Origin of the sequence: Paraburkholderia sp. SARCC-3016 (assembly GCF_031119615.1) — a bacterium.
Lineage (GTDB): Bacteria > Pseudomonadota > Gammaproteobacteria > Burkholderiales > Burkholderiaceae > Paraburkholderia.
Window position 1 is genome coordinate 1 of record NZ_JAVHZD010000060.1, and the last position, 20,598, is coordinate 20,598.

Consider the following 20,598-nt stretch of genomic DNA (forward strand, 5'->3'; position numbering starts at 1 on the left):
TTCAAAAAAACTTAAGAAGACAAAACATTCTACCAACTCCTTGGCTCACAGAACGACATGGCTACGATCCGACTTCACTCTTGCGTCAATCTGGCGCTCGTTAAGGTGTTATGGCGAATCCATCCGTCGAAACTGTAAATACGTCTGGTGACAAGCTGATGCTGGTCGTCGGCGTATTGTTGGTCGTGGCCGGGTTCGCGGGGTTCTTCTGGCTCAACGGTCAGGAATGGTACGTTCGCGGTGCGGCTTTGGCCGTTGGATTGATCGCGGGCGTCGCTGTTGGTCTTCTTTCCGCGCCCGGCAAGGGTTTTATCGCGTTCGCCAAGGACTCATATAAAGAAGTTCGCAAGGTCGTATGGCCGACTCGCAAAGAGGCAAGTCAAACGACCCTCGTGGTCTTCGGGTTCGTGTTAGTCATGGCGCTGTTTCTTTGGATTTGTGACAAATCCATTGAATGGGCGATTTTCTCGGCGATTCTGGGTTGGAAATGATATGAGTGATACGCCGGCCTCCCCGAGTGGAAAACGTTGGTACGTCGTGCACGCCTACTCCGGCATGGAGAAGAGCGTGCAGCGTGCGCTCCAGGAGCGCATTGAACGTGCTGGCATGCAGGACAAATTTGGCCAGATTCTTGTGCCGACCGAAGAAGTGGTCGAGGTGAAGGGCGGTCACAAATCGGTGACGGAACGTCGCTTCTTCCCCGGCTATGTGCTGGTCGAGATGGAGATGACCGACGAAACCTGGCATCTCGTCAAGAACACGGCGAAGGTCACCGGATTCGTCGGTGGGGCGCGCAATCGCCCGAGCCCGATTTCGCCGCGCGAAGTTGAAAAGATCATGTCGCAGATGCAGGAGGGCGTGGAGAAGCCGCGTCCGAAGACCCTGTTCGAGGTCGGCGAGATGGTTCGCGTAAAGGATGGCCCATTTACGGACTTCAACGGAAGCGTCGAAGAAGTCAACTACGAGAAGTCGCGAGTTCGCGTTTCTGTCACGATTTTCGGTCGAGCCACACCGGTCGAGCTTGAATTCGGACAGGTTGAAAAGTTGTGATCGATTTCCGCAGATCGCGCCCACTGGCGCGATCTGCGTTTCGCGCTTACGGTCCGCGTAATGACCGTTGAGGAGCGTCAGTAGCCGAGGTTTGTGCGAACGCGCGTTACTACTCACCGAACGCCCACGCGTTCCAACGAGGTTTTCAGTCATGGCAAAGAAAATTGTCGGCTTTATCAAGCTGCAGATTCCTGCAGGTAAAGCCAATCCGTCGCCGCCGGTCGGCCCGGCACTGGGTCAGCGCGGCCTGAACATCATGGAGTTCTGCAAGGCGTTTAACGCGCAGACTCAAGCGATGGAGCCGGGTCTGCCGATTCCCGTCGTCATCACCGCTTTCGCGGACAAGAGCTTCACGTTCGTCCTGAAGACCCCGCCGGCTACCGTTCTGATCAAGAAGGCAGCAAAGGTTGACAAGGGTTCGAGCAAGCCGCACACCGACAAGGTCGGCAAGATCACGCGCGCACAAGCTGAAGAGATCGCCAGGACGAAGATGCCGGATCTCACGGCAGCCGATATCGATGCAGCGGTCCGTACGATCGCTGGCAGCGCCCGCTCGATGGGCATCACCGTGGAGGGCGTGTAAATGGCCAAGCTTTCTAAGCGTCTGCAATCATTCGCAAATAAGGTCGACCGCCAGAAGCTTTACCCGATCGACGATGCATTGTCGATCGTGAAGGAATGCGCAAGCGCGAAGTTCGATGAGTCGATCGACGTCGCGGTGCAACTCGGTATCGATGCGAAGAAGTCGGACCAGGTGGTTCGCGGTTCGGTCGTACTGCCGGCAGGTACCGGCAAGTCGGTGCGTGTCGCAGTGTTCGCGCAGGGAGAAAAGGCTGAACAGGCTCGTGCCGCTGGCGCCGATATCGTCGGTATGGAAGACCTCGCCGAGCAGGTGAAGGCAGGCAACCTGAATTTCGACGTCGTCATCGCTTCGCCGGACACGATGCGTGTTGTCGGCACGCTGGGTCAGATTCTCGGCCCGCGCGGTCTGATGCCGAACCCGAAGGTCGGCACGGTGACGCCGGACGTGGCCACAGCTGTGAAAAACGCCAAGGCCGGTCAGGTGCAATTCCGCGTCGATAAGGCGGGGATTATCCACGCAACCATCGGCCGTGCATCGTTTGAGCCGACGGCGCTGCGCAGCAATCTCGACGCACTCGTCGACGCTTTGCAGAAGGCGAAGCCGGCCACGAGCAAGGGCGTGTATCTGCGTAAGATCGCTCTGTCGAGCACGATGGGTGTTGGCGTGCGCGTCGATCAGACGTCGCTGGCTGCACAGTAATAACAGGATTTACCGCTTCGCCGCATCAAGGGGCGGAGCGATATCAAGGGCTTTGGGCGGTCGCAAGCCGGGCAGTACGCAGCAAGCGACCGGTTGTCAAAGACCGTTGGCGGAAGCGCAGCAGTCAGGCGTGTCCTTAATGCAAGCCAACGCAGATGGCGAACCCGAAAAGGTTTTGTGGTGATTGAAGCCGTTTCTCACTCGCGGCGACGCGAACGTGAAGCGGTCGAGATACTCCTGGACTGGTCGGACGCCGTTGTTGAACGCGATGCATGAAACGCAAGTCGAGTGCATCGAATCTGGAGGTTAACCGTGCCACTGAACAAAGAAGGTAAGCAGGCCGTCGTGGCTGAGGTTTCCGCGCAAGTCGGGAAAGCTCAAACCATCGTTCTGGCCGAGTATCGTGGGATCACGGTTGGCGATCTGACCAAGCTTCGTGCGAAGGCGCGCGAGCAACAGGTGTACCTGCGGGTGTTGAAGAACACGCTGGCGCGTCGCGCCGTCGAGGGTACCCCGTTTGCTCCGCTGGCTGAGCAGATGACCGGTCCTTTGATCTACGGCATCTCTGAAGATGCAATTGCCGCTGCTAAAGTCGTCAACGAATTTAGCAAGAGCAATGACAAGTTGATCATCAAGGCCGGTTCCTACGAAGGCAAGGTGATGGACAAGGCAGGCGTGCAAGCGTTGGCCAACATCCCGAGCCGCGAGGAACTGCTCTCCAAGCTGTTGTTCGTTATGCAAGCGCCCGTTTCCGGCTTTGCGCGCGCGTTGGCTGCGCTGGCCGAGAAGAAGCAGGGCGAAGCTGCGTAACGTAACTTCGGCGCTTTGGTTGAGCGCACAAGATCGCTGGCTGTATCCGAATTCAATCTAGGAGTATTTCAAATGGCAATCGCAAAAGAAGACATCCTCGAAGCCGTAGGCTCGATGTCGGTTCTGGAACTGAACGAACTGGTCAAGGCGTTCGAAGAGAAGTTTGGCGTGTCGGCTGCTGCTGTGGCAGTTGCTGGCCCGGCAGGCGGCGGCGGTGGTGCTGCTGCAGTTGAAGAGCAAACCGAGTTCACGGTTATCCTGACTGAAGCCGGTGGCAACAAGGTTTCCGTCATTAAGGCCGTTCGCGAACTGACAGGCCTGGGCCTGAAGGAAGCGAAGGATCTGGTCGATGGTGCACCGAAGCCCGTTAAGGAAGCTGTGCCCAAGGCTGCTGCTGAAGAAGCCAAGAAGAAGCTGGAAGACGCAGGCGCGAAAGCTGAAATCAAGTAATTTTCGGCGCGCTCTGCGGAGGCTGGCGGTTTTTCCACCGCCGGCCTTTTTGTGCTTTGTGGGGACGACGTTTTCCAACATCGTTTTTGGCAACGATGCGTCCCAAGAAGCCAAAGAAAACCGCCACTTCGTAACATCGGTGACGTTTCTCTTTGTCTTCTGAAGCGACTGCAGAAGGCAAGTTTGGTCGGGTAGCGGGCAACACAGGCATCCGCTGCCGTCAGCCAGCGGTTGGTAGCGGCCAACCACCAAGCTTCTCGGCTCGTTCAAGCCATCGGACGGCCAACGGGTCTCAGTCGGTGAACACTCGGGTTGTCACATCAAGGTATCTCGCCTCGACAACAATGCCCGCCGTGATTCGGAGATCGTATGCAATATTCCTTCACCGAGAAGAAGCGTATTCGCAAGAGTTTCGCGAAGCGCCCCATCGTTCACCAAGTACCTTTCCTGCTGGCTACCCAGCTTGAATCATTCAGCACCTTTCTGCAAGCAGAAGTGCCGGCCACGCAACGCAAGCCTGAGGGTCTGCAGGCGGCGTTTACGTCGGTGTTCCCAATTGTTTCCCATAACGGCTTTGCGCGTCTAGAGTTTGTCAGCTACATGCTGTCGCCGCCGGCGTTCAACATCAAGGAATGTCAGCAACGCGGCCTGACGTATTGTTCGGCGCTGCGTGCGAAGGTGCGGCTCGTGCTTCTCGACAAGGAATCGCCGAGCAAGCCCGTCGTCAAGGAAGTCAAGGAGCAGGAAGTGTACATGGGCGAAATTCCGCTCATGACGCCGACCGGCTCGTTTGTCATCAACGGCACCGAGCGTGTGATCGTATCGCAGCTGCACCGTTCGCCTGGCGTATTCTTTGAACACGATAAGGGCAAGACGCACAGCTCGGGCAAGCTGCTGTTCTCGGCTCGTATCATTCCCTACCGCGGCTCGTGGCTCGACTTCGAATTCGATCCGAAGGACGTGCTGTACTTCCGCGTCGACCGTCGCCGCAAGATGCCGGTCACGATCCTGCTGAAGGCAATCGGCCTGACGCCGGAGCAGATCCTCGCGAACTTCTTCGTGTTCGATAATTTTGCGCTGATGCCCGAAGGCGCGCAGATGGAGTTCGTGCCGGAGCGTCTGCGTGGTGAAGTCGCGCGCTTTGACATCACCGATCGCGACGGCAATGTGATCGTCACGAAGGACAAGCGGATCAACGCGAAGCACATCCGCGACCTCGATAACGCGAAGACGAAATTTATTTCGGTTCCCGAAGATTATCTGCTGGGCCGCGTGCTCGCGAAGAACGTGATCGACGGCGATACCGGCGAAGTCATCGCGAACGCGAACGACGAGATCACGGAGACCGTGCTCGAGAAGCTGCGTGAAGCGAAGATCAAGGACATCCAGACGCTCTACACGAACGATCTGGACCAGGGTCCGTACATCTCGTCGACGCTGCGTATCGATGAAACGGCCGACCGCATGGCCGCGCGTATCGCGATCTACCGCATGATGCGTCCGGGCGAGCCGCCGACCGAAGAAGCGGTCGAGGCGCTGTTCAACCGCCTGTTCTACAGTGAAGACGCATACGACCTGTCCAAGGTTGGCCGTATGAAGTTCAATCGCCGTGTCGGCCGCGACGAAATCATCGGGCCGATGACGCTGCAGGACGACGACATCCTCGCGACGATCAAGATCCTCGTCGAGTTGCGCAACGGCAAGGGCGAAGTGGACGACATCGACCACCTCGGCAACCGTCGTGTGCGTTGTGTCGGCGAACTGGCGGAAAACCAGTTCCGCGCGGGTCTCGTGCGCGTCGAGCGCGCAGTGAAGGAGCGTCTTGGCCAGGCGGAAAGCGAAAACCTGATGCCGCACGACCTGATCAACTCGAAGCCGATTTCGTCGGCGATTCGCGAGTTCTTCGGTTCGTCGCAGCTGTCGCAGTTCATGGACCAGACGAACCCGCTGTCGGAAATCACGCACAAGCGCCGTGTTTCCGCGCTGGGCCCGGGCGGTTTGACGCGCGAGCGCGCAGGCTTTGAAGTGCGCGACGTGCACCCGACGCACTATGGCCGCGTGTGTCCGATCGAAACGCCGGAAGGTCCGAACATCGGTCTGATCAACTCGCTCGCGCTGTACGCGCACCTGAACGAGTACGGCTTCCTCGAAACGCCGTATCGCAAGGTGACGGACGGCAAGGTGACCGACCAGATCGATTACCTGTCGGCGATCGAAGAAGGTCGCTATGTGATCGCGCAGGCGAACGCGGCAGTGGCCGACGACGGTTCGCTGACCGACGAACTCGTGTCGTCGCGTGAAGCCGGCGAAACCATGATGGTCACGCCGGACCGCATCCAGTACATGGACGTGGCGCCGTCGCAGATCGTCTCGGTCGCGGCTTCGCTGATTCCGTTCCTCGAGCACGACGACGCGAACCGCGCACTGATGGGTTCGAACATGCAACGTCAGGCTGTGCCGTGTCTGCGTCCTGAGAAGGCCGTGGTCGGCACGGGCATCGAGCGCACGGTGGCGGTCGACTCGGGTACGACGGTTCAGGCGTTTCGCGGCGGCGTGGTCGATTACGTCGACGCGGGCCGTATGGTGATTCGCGTGAACGACGACGAAGCGGTTGCAGGCGACGTCGGCGTGGACATCTACAACCTGATCAAGTACACGCGTTCGAACCAGAACACGAACATCAACCAGCGTCCGATCGTGAAGGTCGGCGACATCGTGTCGCGTGGCGACGTGCTGGCCGACGGCGCCTCGACGGACCTCGGCGAGCTCGCGCTCGGCCAGAACATGCTGGTCGCGTTCATGCCGTGGAACGGCTATAACTTCGAAGACTCGATCCTGATCTCGGAGAAGGTCGTTGCGGACGACCGTTATACGTCGATCCACATCGAAGAGCTGAACGTCGTGGCTCGCGACACGAAGCTCGGACCGGAAGAAATCACGCGCGACATTTCGAACCTCGCGGAAGTGCAGCTTGGCCGTCTCGACGAGTCAGGCATCGTGTACATCGGCGCGGAAGTCGAAGCGGGCGACGTACTGGTCGGCAAGGTCACGCCGAAGGGCGAAACGCAGCTCACGCCGGAAGAAAAGCTGCTGCGCGCGATCTTCGGCGAAAAGGCATCGGACGTGAAGGACACGTCGCTGCGCGTGCCGTCGGGCATGAGCGGCACGGTCATCGACGTGCAGGTGTTCACGCGTGAAGGCATCCAGCGCGACAAGCGCGCGCAGCAGATCATCGACGATGAACTGAAGCGCTATCGCCTCGACCTGAACGACCAGCTGCGTATCGTCGAAGGCGATGCGTTCCAGCGTCTGGCGCGCATGCTCGAAGGCAAGGTCGCGAACGGCGGTCCGAAGAAGCTCGCGAAGGGCACGAAGATCGAGCGCGCTTACCTCGAAGATCTTGACCACTACCACTGGTTCGACATCCGCCTCGCGGACGAAGAAGCAGCGGCGCAGCTTGAAGCGATCAAGGACTCGATCGAACAGAAGCGTCACCAGTTCGATCTCGCGTTCGAAGAGAAGCGCAAGAAGCTCACGCAAGGCGACGAACTGCCGCCGGGCGTGCTGAAGATGGTCAAGGTGTATCTCGCGGTGAAGCGCCGTCTGCAGCCTGGCGACAAGATGGCAGGCCGTCACGGCAACAAGGGTGTCGTGTCGAAGATCGTGCCGATCGAAGACATGCCGTACATGGCCGATGGCCGTCCGGCCGACGTCGTGCTGAACCCGCTTGGCGTGCCGTCGCGGATGAACGTGGGTCAGGTGCTCGAAGTGCATCTGGGCTGGGCCGCGAAGGGTCTCGGCTGGCGTATCGGCGAAATGCTGCAGCGTCAGACGAAGGTCGAAGAGCTGCGCGCGTTCCTGACGAAGATTTACAACGAGTCGGGTCGTGCAGAGGAAATCGACAGCTTTAACGACGACGAAATCGTCGAACTGGCCAGGAACCTGCGCGAAGGCGTGCCGTTCGCCACGCCGGTGTTCGACGGTGCGACCGAAGACGAAATGTCGAAGATGCTCGACCTCGCGTTCCCGGACGACATCGCGCAACAGCTCGGCATGACGAAGTCGAAGAACCAGGTGCGTCTGTACGACGGTCGCACGGGTGAGGCATTCGAACGTCCGGTGACGGTCGGCTACATGCACTACCTGAAGCTGCACCACCTCGTCGACGACAAGATGCACGCGCGTTCGACGGGCCCGTACTCGCTCGTCACGCAGCAGCCGCTCGGCGGTAAGGCGCAGTTCGGCGGTCAGCGCTTCGGTGAGATGGAAGTGTGGGCGCTCGAAGCGTACGGCGCATCGTATGTGCTGCAGGAAATGTTGACGGTCAAGTCGGACGACGTGACAGGCCGGACCAAGGTTTACGAGAACCTGGTCAAGGGCGATCACGTGATCGACGCGGGTATGCCGGAATCCTTCAATGTGCTGGTGAAGGAAATCCGCTCGCTCGGTATCGACATCGACCTCGACCGCAACTAATCGGACTACGGAGAGAAAGCAATGAAAGCTCTGCTCGATCTATTCAAGCAAGTCCAACAGGAAGAAGTTTTCGACGCGATCAAGATCGGTCTGGCCTCGCCCGACAAGATCCGGTCATGGTCGTTCGGTGAAGTAAAGAAGCCGGAAACGATCAACTACCGCACCTTCAAGCCGGAGCGGGATGGTCTGTTCTGCGCGAAGATCTTTGGTCCGATCAAGGACTACGAGTGCCTGTGCGGCAAGTACAAGCGCCTCAAGCATCGCGGCGTGATCTGCGAGAAGTGCGGCGTCGAAGTGACGCTCGCGAAGGTGCGTCGCGAACGGATGGGCCACATCGAACTGGCCTCGCCGGTTGCGCACATCTGGTTCCTGAAGTCGCTGCCGTCGCGTCTGGGCATGGTGCTCGACATGACGCTGCGCGACATCGAGCGCGTGCTGTACTTCGAAGCATACGTGGTGATCGATCCGGGCATGACGCCGCTCAAAGCGCGGCAGATCATGACCGAAGAGGATTACTACAACAAGGTCGAAGAGTACGGTGACGAATTCCGCGCCGAAATGGGCGCGGAAGGCGTGCGCGAACTGCTGCGCGCGATCAACATCGACGAGCAGGTCGAAACGCTGCGCTCGGAGCTGAAGAACACCGGCTCGGAAGCGAAGATCAAGAAGTACGCGAAGCGCCTGAAGGTGCTTGAGGCATTCCAGCGTTCGGGCATCAAGCCCGAGTGGATGATTCTCGAAGTGCTGCCGGTGCTGCCGCCGGAACTGCGTCCGCTCGTGCCGCTCGACGGCGGCCGTTTCGCGACGTCGGACCTGAACGACCTGTATCGCCGAGTGATCAACCGTAACAACCGGTTGAAGCGTCTGCTCGAGCTGAAGGCGCCTGAAATCATCGTTCGCAACGAAAAGCGGATGCTGCAGGAAGCCGTCGACTCGCTGCTCGATAACGGTCGCCGCGGCAAGGCGATGACCGGTGCGAACAAGCGTCCGCTGAAGTCGCTCGCCGACATGATCAAGGGTAAGGGCGGTCGTTTCCGTCAGAACCTGCTCGGCAAGCGCGTCGACTACTCGGGCCGTTCGGTCATCGTGGTCGGCCCGACGCTGAAGCTGCACCAGTGCGGTCTGCCGAAGCTGATGGCGCTCGAACTGTTCAAGCCGTTCATCTTCAACAAGCTCGAAGTGATGGGCGTGGCGACGACGATCAAGGCGGCGAAGAAGGAAGTCGAGAACCAGACGCCGGTGGTGTGGGACATCCTCGAAGAGGTGATCCGCGAACACCCGGTCATGCTGAACCGTGCGCCGACGCTGCACCGTCTTGGCATCCAGGCGTTCGAGCCGGTGCTGATCGAAGGCAAGGCAATCCAGCTGCACCCGCTCGTTTGCGCGGCGTTCAACGCCGACTTCGACGGTGACCAGATGGCTGTTCACGTGCCGCTGTCGCTCGAAGCGCAGATGGAAGCGCGTACGTTGATGCTCGCGTCGAACAACGTGCTGTTCCCGGCTAACGGCGATCCGTCGATCGTGCCGTCGCAGGATATCGTGCTCGGCTTGTACTACGCGACGCGCGAAGCCGTGAATGCGAAGGGCGAAGGCATGTCGTTCACCGGCGTGTCGGAAGTGCTGCGTGCGTACGAGAACAAGGAAGTCGAGCTCGCCTCGCGCGTCAACGTGCGGATCACCGAAATGGTCCACAACGAAGACAAGTCGGAAGGCGCGCCGGCGTTCGTGCCGAAGATCTCGCTGTACGCGACCACGGTCGGCCGTGCGATCCTGTCGGAAATTCTGCCGCCGGGACTGCCGTTCTCGGTGCTGAACAAGCCGCTCAAGAAGAAGGAAATCTCGCGTCTGATCAACACGGCGTTCCGCCGTTGCGGTCTGCGCGAAACCGTGATCTTCGCCGATCAGCTGATGCAGTCGGGCTTCCGCCTTGCAACGCGCGCCGGTATTTCGATCTGCGTCGACGACATGCTCGTGCCGCCGCAGAAGGAAACGATCGTCGGCGACGCTGCGAAGAAGGTGAAGGAGTACGACCGCCAGTACATGTCGGGTCTCGTCACGGCGCAGGAACGTTACAACAACGTGGTCGACATCTGGTCGGCAACGTCGGAATCGGTCGGCAAGGCGATGATGGAGCAGTTGTCGACGGAACCGGTGACGGACCGCGACGGCAACGAAACGCGTCAGGAATCGTTCAACTCGATCTACATGATGGCGGACTCGGGTGCGCGTGGTTCAGCGGTGCAGATTCGTCAGCTGGCCGGTATGCGCGGCCTGATGGCGAAGCCGGACGGCTCGATCATCGAGACACCGATCACCGCGAACTTCCGCGAAGGCCTGAACGTGCTGCAGTACTTCATCTCGACGCACGGCGCACGTAAGGGTCTGGCCGATACGGCACTGAAGACCGCGAACTCGGGTTACCTGACGCGGCGTCTGGTCGACGTGACGCAGGATCTGGTCGTCGTCGAGGACGATTGCGGCACGTCGCAAGGCGTGGCGATGAAGGCGCTCGTCGAAGGCGGTGAAGTCGTCGAAGCGCTGCGCGACCGGATTCTCGGGCGCGTCGCGGTGGCGGACGTCGTCAATCCGGAAACGCAGGAAACGCTGTACGAATCGGGCACTTTGCTCGACGAAACGGCAGTCGAAGAGATCGAGCGTCTCGGCATCGACGAAGTGCGTGTGCGCACGCCGCTTACGTGCGAAACGCGCTATGGCCTGTGCGCATCGTGCTACGGCCGCGACCTCGGCCGCGGCTCGCTCGTGAACGTCGGCGAAGCGGTCGGCGTGATCGCGGCGCAGTCGATCGGCGAACCGGGCACGCAGCTCACGATGCGTACGTTCCACATCGGTGGTGCGGCGTCGCGCGCGGCGGTTGCTTCGTCGATCGAAGCGAAGTCGAACGGTACCGTGCGGTTCACGTCGACGATGCGTTACGTCACCAACGCGAAGGGCGAGCAGATCGTCATCTCGCGTTCGGGCGAAGCGATGATCACCGACGATCACGGCCGCGAGCGCGAGCGTCATAAGGTGCCGTACGGCGCCACGCTTCTGCAGCTCGACGGTGCGCAGATCAAGGCGGGCACGCAACTGGCCACGTGGGATCCGATGACGCGTCCGATCATCACCGAGTACGGCGGTACGGTGAAGTTCGAGAACGTCGAGGAAGGCGTGACGGTCGCCAAGCAGATCGACGACGTGACGGGTCTTTCGACGCTCGTCGTGATCGACGTGAAGCGTCGCGGCTCGCAAGCGTCGAAGAGCGTGCGTCCGCAGGTGAAGCTGCTCGATGCAACCGGCGACGAAGTGAAGATCCCGGGTACCGAGCATGCGGTGCAGATCGGCTTCCAGGTCGGCGCGCTGATTACCGTGAAGGACGGTCAGCAGGTTCAGGTCGGTGAAGTGCTTGCACGTATCCCGACCGAATCGCAGAAGACCCGCGACATTACGGGTGGTCTGCCGCGTGTGGCCGAGCTGTTCGAAGCACGTTCGCCGAAGGATGCCGGTATCCTCGCCGAAGTCACCGGTACGGTGTCGTTCGGTAAGGATACGAAGGGCAAGCAGCGTCTCGTGATTACGGACCTCGAAGGCAACCAGCACGAGTTCCTGATCGCGAAGGAAAAGCAGGTTCTGGTGCACGATGGTCAGGTCGTCAACAAGGGCGAAATGATCGTCGACGGACCGGCGGATCCGCACGACATCCTGCGTCTGCAGGGCGTCGAGGCGCTGTCGCGTTACATCGTGGACGAAGTGCAGGACGTGTACCGTCTGCAGGGCGTGAAGATCAACGACAAGCACATCGAAGTGATCGTGCGTCAGATGCTGCGCCGCGTGCAGATCTCCGACAACGGCGATACGCGTTTCATCCCGGGCGAACAGGTCGAGCGGTCGGACATGCTCGACGAAAACGACCGTATGAACGCAGAAGACAAGCGTCCGGCGACCTACGAGAACGTGCTGCTCGGTATCACGAAGGCATCGCTCTCGACCGACTCGTTCATCTCCGCGGCGTCGTTCCAGGAAACGACTCGCGTGCTGACCGAGGCGGCGATCATGGGCAAGCGCGACGATCTGCGCGGCCTGAAGGAAAACGTGATCGTTGGCCGTCTGATTCCGGCTGGTACGGGTCTCGCGTTCCACAAGGCACGCAAGAGCAAGGAGATGTCGGACCGCGAGCGTTTCGACCAGATCGCAGCCGAAGAGGCCTTCGAGTTCGGTACGCCGGAAACGCCGGCTGCCGAGCAGCAGGCGCCGCACACCAACGAGTAAGCTGCGGGTGACGGCGGGCGGCGCAAGCCGCTCTGCCCGAGCTTCATGCTTGAGTTGGCAAACGCCGCTCAGTCATTGCGACTGAGCGGCTTTTTTTTGCGCATGCGAACGCGAGTTCCACCATTTTTCTTGCTATTTGCGCAGCGTCAAGAAAGTGGCAAATCGCCATCTGAAGTTAGGTCAGGTATTTCGGGGCGGGAGCGTCGAGCGTGCAATCTGCAAGCGTTGATGCCATCGGAGCCTGCAGAGGTTCCACGAGGACATTCAACGAATGTGTCCGCTCACGTCACTCGCATTGGAGGACCGATCCTATGCCTGGCAGTTTCATGTCGTCATTTCACCGCGTACCTGATCCGGAGCCGTATCGCTTTCGATCGATGGACGATAACCTTACCCGCCCCACGCAAGGCAATCTGGCGGCAGTTCGCAAGACTGAAATGTTTAGCGAATTGCGCAATGAGGTCGGCCGCGAAAACATGCAAACGTTCTCGCGAACGGGTTCAGGCTTGCCGCCCGAACGATCGCACCTCGTCGCGCAGCGCTTGGTCGAACCTTATGTGAATCACCTGCAAAACACGGGGCAACTGTCCGATCAGAACGTAGCCGACATCTTGCGCGGCATGGTGAAGCGGCTGGGCCAGCCTGCGCTCGATCAGCAGATGGGCAATCCGCAGCAGTATGTCTCGCACGGATTCGATCACTCGGAGCGAGTGGCTGCGTACACCGATAAGATCGTGAAGGCGCATCCGGAAATAGCGGACAAAGCTGCGAGCAAATACAACGTCCCTCCGGCAACGGCACGGCTCTTATTCCAGGTTCTGGCGCATTGGCATGATGTCGGCTATCCGGATCTCGATGGCCGGCCGAAGGCGACGCATGGACTATCCGGTGCGTCGAGGTTCGACAGTGTGGCGGATGAGTTGAACCGTCTGATCGTACGTGAAAAGGGTCATGCAAACGAAGTGCTTTCGGATATGAGAAAAGCGATTCAACTTCACTCCGCGGATGTTGATGCCGGCCCTTATCCGATCAATGTGAAAACCAACAGGGGGTCGTTGCTGGTTCCCGACGTCGATGCCTTGAAGAAGCTGTTGCATCACTATTCGGTTGCATCGCGTCGTCCTCATCGGGTCTCAGCAATAGAAGTTCGCGGTGACCATGCGGACCATGTGAAGAAACAGATCAAGAGCGTTCTTAAGAGTCAGCCGCCCGGTCGATCAGCCAGTGTGACTGCCGATAAAACCAAGCCGGAGTACACGGGGCGACCAGCGTCGCTCGATAAAGGTAACGAAGTTAAAGTGGGACTACGCTATACCGACCAGGAACTCACCAAAAACCCGTTCGCCATTATTCGTTTCGCGGACAACCTCGATATGGCTGCAGACCGTTTGAGCCCGCTCCAGCGATCTCCGGCATTCCGGGCCATGTACTGGAAGCTCGGCGACCACGGTCCGATCGGCCGCGCGCTCGGTGCGCTTGGCAAGCTCGATACTAAAAATGTTTCTGACGTGCGTACGATTTTGTCCGACCTGCAAGAAGCCGGAACGGCGCACGAGCCAGGCGATATTGACTCGTCCATTCTGTCGAATGTCGCTCGACAACTCAGCCCCGATTCAATCCGCAATCTCAATGCTGGCGCGGCGCGGCAGAGACTAATCAAGGCGACCGTCGACAGCATATTGAGCAGCCCGATCGCTGAAGGGCTTTCTGATCCGGAGCGTGCCAGCTTGCGTGAAGCGGGATACCGGCTAAACGGAGAATCGATCCGGCATTTCGGCGGCTGCGAAGCGATCGACGGCGTCGAGGTTAAACGGGGGAAGGTGCTTGTGACGGTCAACGGGCCCTTGTACCAGAAGCTGAATGAGGTAAAGGATCCAGACGGAATTGGCATCGGAGAATATCAGATCGAGCGCACAAGACGGGCGTTTTCGAGTCTCACGATCAACGGCCGGCGCCCTGTCGTCGAGGTGCTCGAACGGAACGTGCCCTGATCCGGAGTTGGCGGATTTCCACTACCTATGAGCGGTTCCCAGTGCTTCGCTTATCGCATCGAGACAGGCCGCCGCGTCGCCGATCACCAGTTCGACCGTGCAAGCCAGCATCAGGTTGAGCGGAAGACCGAAGTCCTCGACAACATAGCCGCGCGAGCAAAATGCAGTGTCGGCGTCCATGCGGACGGCTGCGCGTGCAACGAGCGGCCGCCCGTCCGATCGATAGCCCCACACGCGCTTGCCCAGCGCAACCGCGAAGCCCGCCTCGAACGCCGTACCCGCATCGGGCTCTCCCGCACCGCGAAAGTCGTTCAGATTCGCCATCACTGCATCGGCAGAGCGGATCAAGGCAAGGTTGGCGTCGCATATCCATCGAGCGGCGACCTGCGCGTCGAGGCCGGCAGGCAGGCCGCTGTCGCTTGGATAGAGGCCGGTGAGGCCTCGTTCAATACACAGCGCTTTGAGTTGCTCTCCGTGCGCGGCCGCATCGGGGCGAAACACGTCGAAGCCGGCCAGATAAATTTGCGGCGACTTTCGGGCCGCGCTTTGTGCCACTTGCATGCACTCTCCAGACAGATGTGAGCCTGATGACGAGTGTATCGCGCAGGCGAGCCTCTCACACCCTGGCCATTTGGCTAACGCGGCACGCAAAACGCGGGCACGGCGCCAATGCGTTGGTAAAATTCGTCGCTGGGTTCCTCGTCGTCTTTTTTGTCTGCTGCTTCTTACCGTCATCCCCAATCGTTCATGTCCCGTTCGCTCGAAATTCTTAATGATGTCTTCGGCTACCCCGCGTTCAGGGGGCAACAGGCCGAAATAGTCGAGCACGTGGCGGATGGCGGAGACTGCCTCGTGCTGATGCCAACCGGCGGGGGCAAATCGCTGTGCTATCAGATTCCGTCGCTCGTGCGACGCGAAAAGGGTCTCGGTGCAGGCATTGTCGTATCGCCGCTGATTGCGCTGATGCAGGATCAGGTTGCCGCGCTAACCGAGGTCGGCGTGCGGGCTGCCTACCTGAATTCGACCTTGTCTGGCGCAGAGGCAGCCGCGATCGAGCGCGCACTGCGGCAAGGGGACATCGATCTGCTCTATGTCGCGCCCGAACGATTGATGACGCCGCGCTTTCTCGAGTTGCTCGAGCGCACGCAAATCGGCCTGTTCGCAATCGACGAAGCGCACTGCGTATCGCAATGGGGGCACGATTTCCGTCCGGAGTACATCCAGTTGTCGGTGCTGCACGAGCGATTCCCGTCGGTGCCGCGCATCGCGCTGACTGCGACCGCGGATGCAATCACGCGTGACGAGATCATTCATCGGCTCGCACTCGACGACGCACGCGTGTTCGTTTCGAGTTTCGACAGGCCGAATATCCGATATCGGATCGTCGAAAAGGACAATGCTCGCGCGCAGCTGCTCGACTTTATTCGTGCCGAGCACACGAGGCCCGATGGCACGACTGACGCCGGCGTTGTCTATTGCCTGTCGCGGCGCAAGGTCGAGGAAACCGCGGAATGGCTGCAAGGGCAGGGCGTGCGCGCGCTGCCGTATCACGCCGGAATGGAGTTCGAGATCCGGCAGCGGCATCAGGAAATTTTCCAGCGCGAGGAGGGTGTCGTGATCTGCGCGACGATCGCGTTCGGTATGGGCATCGACAAGCCCGACGTGCGATTTGTCGCGCACCTCGATTTGCCGAAAAGCGTTGAAGGCTACTATCAGGAAACGGGCCGCGCAGGCCGCGATGGCATGCCGGCGAACGCATGGATGGTCTACGGCCTCGGCGATGTCGTCCAGCAGCGCAAGATGATCGACGAGTCGGACGCCGACGATGCGCATAAGCGAGTTCAGACCGGAAAGCTCGACGCGCTGCTTGGCCTGTGCGAAACGGCGACGTGCCGGCGGGTGCGACTGCTCGCCTATTTCGGCGAGTCGAGCGAGCCGTGCGGCAATTGCGACACCTGTCTCGAGCCGCCAGCATCGTGGGACGCGACGCGCGAGTCGCAAATGGCGCTGTCGTGCGCGTTTCGCGCGCAGCGCGCAAGCGGTTTCAATTTCGGTGCCGGGCATCTGATCGATGTCCTGCGCGGCAACCGCAATGAAAAGATTCTGCAGCGCGGGCACGACAGGCTGAGTACGTTCGGAATTGGTTCGGAGCTGTCCGAGCACGAATGGCGTGCCGTGTTCCGGCAGCTTGTGGCATTCGGATTCTTAACGGTCGATCACGATGGCTTCGGAGCGCTCGTGCTAACCGAAGCAAGCAAGGCCGTGCTCAAGGGCGAGCAGAAAGTGACAATGCGGCGCTACGTGAAGCCAACGCGCTCGCGGCAGGCATCGGGGCGCACGAGCGAGCGCGCGGATCCAACCGTCGGCATGAGCGCGCGTGAGCGCGCTCGTTGGGACCGACTGCGCGCGTGGCGTTCCGAGACGGCAAAAAGCGATGGCGTGCCCGCGTACGTCATCTTTCACGATGCAACGTTGGCCGAAATCGCCCGCAGCGAGCCGGAATCGCTCGAGGATTTACGCCAGATTCCCGGCATGGGGGCACGCAAGCTGGATCGATTTGGCGCCGACCTTCTGGAAGTCGTGGCCGCCGACTGAGCGCCGTGCTTCGCCGCCGGCAAGACAGGCGCAATAATGCGCAACTTGTTGACTCTCTTAGTATTTTCGGAATATCATGCTAGGTTCCGGTTCTTGGGGTGTCGGCGCGCGCTTGCATCATTTGAGTTTGCGTCGATGTCGTGACGTTTGTCATCGAACCGGAGTTCGATGCGCAGTCGTTTTCGCTTTGCCCGGAAACAGATGCGTCGATTTTGTTCAATTTCAGGAATAAACAATGCCAACCATCAATCAACTGGTTCGCAAAGGCCGCACGTCGGAAACGACGAAAAGCAAGAGCCCGGCCTTGCAGGACTGCCCCCAGCGTCGCGGCGTGTGCACCCGTGTGTACACCACGACGCCGAAGAAGCCGAACTCGGCACTGCGTAAGGTCGCAAAGGTGCGCCTGACGAACGGCTTCGAAGTCATCTCGTACATCGGCGGTGAAGGTCACAACCTGCAGGAGCACTCGGTTGTGCTGATCCGCGGCGGTCGTGTGAAGGACTTGCCGGGTGTTCGTTATCACATGGTTCGTGGCTCGCTCGATACCCAGGGCGTCAAGGATCGTAAGCAGGCTCGTTCGAAGTACGGTGCGAAGCGCGCCAAGGCCGGCAAGTAAGGCAGCAAGCAGGTCGCTGGTAAGTCGTTAAGTCGTTTCAGGTCGCCTGCAAAGGCGTTATAGGCGGTGGTGCCGGATTGCCGGTGCTGTCGAGTAAGTGGTCACCCGACCAGGCTGGTAAGTCGTAAAAGATGAATCGGGTTAGTTGGTGGCCGCGGAGTCGGGCGCAACAAGCGTCGCTCCAACTGAAAAGGTAAAGGAAGAAACATGCCGCGTCGTCGCGAAGTCCCCAAGCGGGAAGTGTTGCCGGATCCGAAATTCGGTAACGTTGATGTTGCAAAATTCATGAACGTGCTGATGCTCTCGGGCAAGAAGTCTGTGGCCGAGCGCATCGTGTACGGCGCTTTCGAACAGATCCAGACCAAGGGTGGCAAGGACCCGCTGGAAGTGTTCACGGTAGCGCTCAACAACGTGAAGCCGGTGGTCGAAGTGAAGAGCCGTCGCGTTGGTGGTGCGAACTATCAGGTTCCGGTCGAAGTGCGTCCGTCGCGTCGTATGGCATTGGCGATGCGCTGGTTGCGTGAGGCCGCGAAGAAGCGCAGCGAGAAATCGATGGCGTTGCGTCTGGCCGGTGAGCTGTCGGAAGCCGCTGAAGGTCGCGGCGGCGCGATGAAGAAGCGCGACGAAGTGCACCGGATGGCGGAAGCCAACAAGGCGTTCTCGCATTTCCGTTTCTGAGCATCCCGACCCCGGGTTAGCAGTCAATAACGGAAAGAAATTCCGGGCGGGTGCGCTAAACAGGCGCCTCGCCCGTTTGTGTTAGGGCGCGCGGGTATTTCACTCCCTGCCGCGTCATTCCCATAGAGGATCAAAGTGGCTCGCAAGACACCTATCGAGCGCTACCGCAACATCGGTATTAGCGCTCACATCGACGCCGGCAAAACGACGACGACCGAGCGCATCCTGTTCTACACCGGCGTGAACCACAAGATCGGTGAAGTGCACGACGGCGCTGCCACCATGGACTGGATGGAGCAGGAGCAGGAGCGCGGCATCACCATTACCTCTGCTGCTACGACCGCTTTCTGGAAGGGCATGGGCGGCAACTATCCGGAGCACCGGATCAACATCATCGACACGCCGGGTCACGTCGACTTCACGATCGAAGTCGAACGCTCGATGCGCGTGCTCGACGGCGCATGCATGGTTTATTGCGCGGTCGGCGGTGTGCAGCCGCAGTCGGAAACGGTGTGGCGCCAGGCAAACAAGTACAAGGTGCCGCGTCTCGCCTTCGTCAACAAGATGGACCGTACCGGCGCGAACTTCTTCAAGGTCTATGACCAGCTGAAGACGCGTCTGAAGGCCAACCCGGTCCCGGTCGTGGTGCCGATCGGCTCGGAAGAGAGCTTCAAGGGCGTCGTCGATCTGCTGAAGATGAAAGCGATCATTTGGGACGAAGCGTCGCAAGGTACGAAGTTCGACTACATCGATATCCCGGCTGAACTCGTCGACACCTGCAACGAGTGGCGCGAGAAGATGATCGAATCGGCTGCCGAAGCCAGCGAAGAGCTGATGGAAAAGTATCTCGGCGGTGAAGAGCTGAGCGAAGCCGAGATCGTCAAGGCGCTGCGCGATCGTACGATTGCGTGCGAAATCCAGCCGATGCTGTGCGGTACCGCGTTCAAGAACAAGGGCGTGCAGCGTATGCTCGACGCCGTGATCGACTTCCTGCCGTCGCCGGTCGATATTCCGCCGGTGAAGGGCGAGCTCGAAAGCGGCGAAGCTGCGGAGCGCAAGGCATCCGACGAAGAGAAGTTCTCGTCGCTCGCGTTCAAGATCATGACCGACCCGTTCGTTGGTCAGCTGATCTTCTTCCGGGTCTATTCGGGTGTCGTGAATTCGGGCGATACCGTGCTGAATTCGACCAAAGGCAAGAAGGAGCGCCTCGGCCGTATCCTCCAGATGCACGCTAACCAGCGTGAAGAAATCAAGGAAGTTCGTGCCGGCGACATCGCTGCTGCGGTCGGCCTGAAGGAAGCGACGACGGGCGACACGCTCTGCGATCCGGCTAACCCGATCGTACTCGAGCGCATGATTTTCCCGGAGCCGGTGATTTCGCAGGCTGTCGAGCCGAAGACGAAGCCTGACCAGGAAAAGATGGGCATGGCGCTGAACCGCCTCGCGCAGGAAGACCCGTCGTTCCGCGTGCAAACGGACGAAGAGTCGGGCCAGACCATTATTTCGGGCATGGGCGAACTGCATCTCGAAATTCTGGTTGACCGGATGAAGCGTGAATTCGGCGTGGAAGCGACCGTCGGCAAGCCGCAGGTGGCGTACCGCGAGACGATCCGCAGCACGGCGGCGGACGTCGAAGGCAAGTTCGTCAAGCAGTCGGGCGGTCGCGGCCAGTACGGCCACGCGGTCATCACGCTCGAGCCGAACGAGCAGGGCAAGGGCTACACGTTCCTCGACGAGATCAAGGGCGGCGTGATTCCTCGCGAATACATTCCGGCGGTCGACAAGGGCATTCAGGAAACGCTGAAGGCCGGTGTTCTGGCTGGCTTCCCGGTCGTCGACGTGAAGGTTCATCTGACGTTCGGTTCGTACCACGATGTTGACTCGAACGAAAACGCGTTCCGCATGGCCGGATCGATGGCGTTCAAGGAAGCGATGCGTAAAGCGAGCCCGGTGATCCTCGAACCGATGATGGCCGTCGAAGTGGAAACGCCGGAAGACTACATGGGCAACGTGATGGGCGATCTGTCTGGTCGTCGCGGCATCGTGCAGGGCATGGAAGACATGGTGGGCGGCGGCAAGATCGTCCGCGCAGAAGTGCCGCTGTCGGAAATGTTCGGTTACTCGACATCGCTGCGCTCCCTCACGCAGGGTCGCGCAACGTATACGATGGAGTTCAAGCACTACGCCGAAGCGCCGCGCAACGTCTCCGAAGCGATCATCAACGCGAAGGCGAAGTAATCATTCGGCAACGCAAGCGCCGATCAACTTTTTTGAAAGAAGAGAAACATGGCTAAAGGTAAATTCGAACGGACCAAGCCGCACGTGAACGTGGGCACGATCGGTCACGTTGACCACGGCAAGACCACGCTGACGGCGGCGATCAC

The 20,598-nt window shown here is 59.9% G+C and carries 15 protein-coding genes; 14 read left to right on the forward strand and 1 reads right to left on the reverse strand.

Translation table 11 applies throughout. The annotated features are described in order from the left end of the window. Positions 1-110: 110 nt before the first annotated feature. The 9 genes from secE to QYH69_RS34590 all read left to right on the forward strand — a co-directional run bounded on the left by secE (position 111) and on the right by QYH69_RS34590 (position 14,325). Positions 111-491, forward strand: coding sequence for a preprotein translocase subunit SecE (gene secE / locus QYH69_RS34550; RefSeq protein WP_308836153.1), 381 nt, complete (start codon positions 111-113; stop codon positions 489-491). 1 nt (position 492) lies between these two features. After that, positions 493-1,050: a transcription termination/antitermination protein NusG gene (gene nusG, locus QYH69_RS34555; RefSeq protein ID WP_026121916.1), complete on the forward strand. Its 558-nt coding sequence runs from the start codon at positions 493-495 to the stop codon at positions 1,048-1,050. 151 nt (positions 1,051-1,201) lie between these two features. Further along, positions 1,202-1,633 carry a 50S ribosomal protein L11 gene (rplK, locus tag QYH69_RS34560; protein WP_308836154.1) on the forward strand — a complete coding sequence of 144 codons (432 nt, stop codon included), beginning with the start codon at positions 1,202-1,204 and terminating at the stop codon, positions 1,631-1,633. After that, entirely contained in the window at positions 1,634-2,332 is a 699-nt protein-coding gene (gene rplA / locus QYH69_RS34565; protein ID WP_308836155.1) for a 50S ribosomal protein L1, read from the forward strand. Positions 2,333-2,644: 312 nt separating this feature from the next. Then, on the forward strand, positions 2,645-3,142 hold the full coding sequence (gene rplJ, locus QYH69_RS34570; protein WP_075158360.1) for a 50S ribosomal protein L10: 498 nt from the start codon (positions 2,645-2,647) through the stop codon (positions 3,140-3,142). Positions 3,143-3,214: 72 nt separating this feature from the next. Then, positions 3,215-3,592: a 50S ribosomal protein L7/L12 gene (gene rplL, locus QYH69_RS34575; protein ID WP_075158359.1), complete on the forward strand. Its 378-nt coding sequence runs from the start codon at positions 3,215-3,217 to the stop codon at positions 3,590-3,592. A gap of 369 nt (positions 3,593-3,961) precedes the next feature. Then, positions 3,962-8,068: a DNA-directed RNA polymerase subunit beta gene (rpoB, locus tag QYH69_RS34580; RefSeq protein WP_308836156.1), complete on the forward strand. Its 4,107-nt coding sequence runs from the start codon at positions 3,962-3,964 to the stop codon at positions 8,066-8,068. Between the two features lie 21 nt (positions 8,069-8,089). Further along, positions 8,090-12,334: a DNA-directed RNA polymerase subunit beta' gene (rpoC, locus tag QYH69_RS34585; RefSeq protein ID WP_308836157.1), complete on the forward strand. Its 4,245-nt coding sequence runs from the start codon at positions 8,090-8,092 to the stop codon at positions 12,332-12,334. Positions 12,335-12,645: 311 nt separating this feature from the next. Continuing rightward, positions 12,646-14,325, forward strand: coding sequence for a hypothetical protein (locus QYH69_RS34590; RefSeq protein WP_308836158.1), 1,680 nt, complete (start codon positions 12,646-12,648; stop codon positions 14,323-14,325). Positions 14,326-14,346: 21 nt separating this feature from the next. Here the strand turns inward: QYH69_RS34590 and QYH69_RS34595 are convergent, their stop codons facing one another. Continuing rightward, positions 14,347-14,886: a nucleoside 2-deoxyribosyltransferase gene (locus QYH69_RS34595; protein ID WP_308836159.1), complete on the reverse strand. Its 540-nt coding sequence runs from the start codon at positions 14,884-14,886 to the stop codon at positions 14,347-14,349. 186 nt (positions 14,887-15,072) lie between these two features. On the opposite strand from QYH69_RS34595, the gene recQ reads away from it, so the two are divergent. From recQ to QYH69_RS34620, 5 genes are all read left to right on the forward strand, one after another. Next, on the forward strand, positions 15,073-16,920 hold the full coding sequence (gene recQ / locus QYH69_RS34600) for a DNA helicase RecQ (RefSeq protein ID WP_308836160.1): 1,848 nt from the start codon (positions 15,073-15,075) through the stop codon (positions 16,918-16,920). A gap of 235 nt (positions 16,921-17,155) precedes the next feature. Next, positions 17,156-17,536, forward strand: a complete 381-nt coding sequence (gene rpsL, locus QYH69_RS34605; protein WP_006053290.1) for a 30S ribosomal protein S12 — start codon at positions 17,156-17,158, stop codon at positions 17,534-17,536. Between the two features lie 207 nt (positions 17,537-17,743). After that, positions 17,744-18,214: a 30S ribosomal protein S7 gene (gene rpsG, locus QYH69_RS34610; RefSeq protein WP_006053291.1), complete on the forward strand. Its 471-nt coding sequence runs from the start codon at positions 17,744-17,746 to the stop codon at positions 18,212-18,214. 135 nt (positions 18,215-18,349) lie between these two features. Further along, complete coding sequence (gene fusA, locus QYH69_RS34615) at positions 18,350-20,452, forward strand: elongation factor G (protein ID WP_308836161.1); 2,103 nt, start codon at positions 18,350-18,352, stop codon at positions 20,450-20,452. 48 nt (positions 20,453-20,500) lie between these two features. Continuing rightward, positions 20,501-20,598 (forward strand): GTP-binding protein (locus tag QYH69_RS34620; protein ID WP_033453371.1); only part of this gene is annotated, 98 nt, incomplete at its 3' end.

Bases quoted from the DNA above. Each gene is read 5' to 3' on its own strand.
- secE (WP_308836153.1), top strand. From the start codon at position 111: ATGGCGAATCCATCCGTCGAAACTGTAAATACGTCTGGTGACAAGCTG.
- nusG (WP_026121916.1), top strand. From the start codon at position 493: ATGAGTGATACGCCGGCCTCCCCGAGTGGAAAACGTTGGTACGTCGTG.
- rplK (WP_308836154.1), top strand. From the start codon at position 1,202: ATGGCAAAGAAAATTGTCGGCTTTATCAAGCTGCAGATTCCTGCAGGT.
- rplA (WP_308836155.1), top strand. From the start codon at position 1,634: ATGGCCAAGCTTTCTAAGCGTCTGCAATCATTCGCAAATAAGGTCGAC.
- rplL (WP_075158359.1), top strand. From the start codon at position 3,215: ATGGCAATCGCAAAAGAAGACATCCTCGAAGCCGTAGGCTCGATGTCG.
- rpoB (WP_308836156.1), top strand. From the start codon at position 3,962: ATGCAATATTCCTTCACCGAGAAGAAGCGTATTCGCAAGAGTTTCGCG.
- rpoC (WP_308836157.1), top strand. From the start codon at position 8,090: ATGAAAGCTCTGCTCGATCTATTCAAGCAAGTCCAACAGGAAGAAGTT.
- QYH69_RS34590 (WP_308836158.1), top strand. From the start codon at position 12,646: ATGCCTGGCAGTTTCATGTCGTCATTTCACCGCGTACCTGATCCGGAG.
- QYH69_RS34595 (WP_308836159.1), bottom strand. From the start codon at position 14,886: ATGCAAGTGGCACAAAGCGCGGCCCGAAAGTCGCCGCAAATTTATCTG.
- recQ (WP_308836160.1), top strand. From the start codon at position 15,073: ATGTCCCGTTCGCTCGAAATTCTTAATGATGTCTTCGGCTACCCCGCG.
- rpsL (WP_006053290.1), top strand. From the start codon at position 17,156: ATGCCAACCATCAATCAACTGGTTCGCAAAGGCCGCACGTCGGAAACG.
- rpsG (WP_006053291.1), top strand. From the start codon at position 17,744: ATGCCGCGTCGTCGCGAAGTCCCCAAGCGGGAAGTGTTGCCGGATCCG.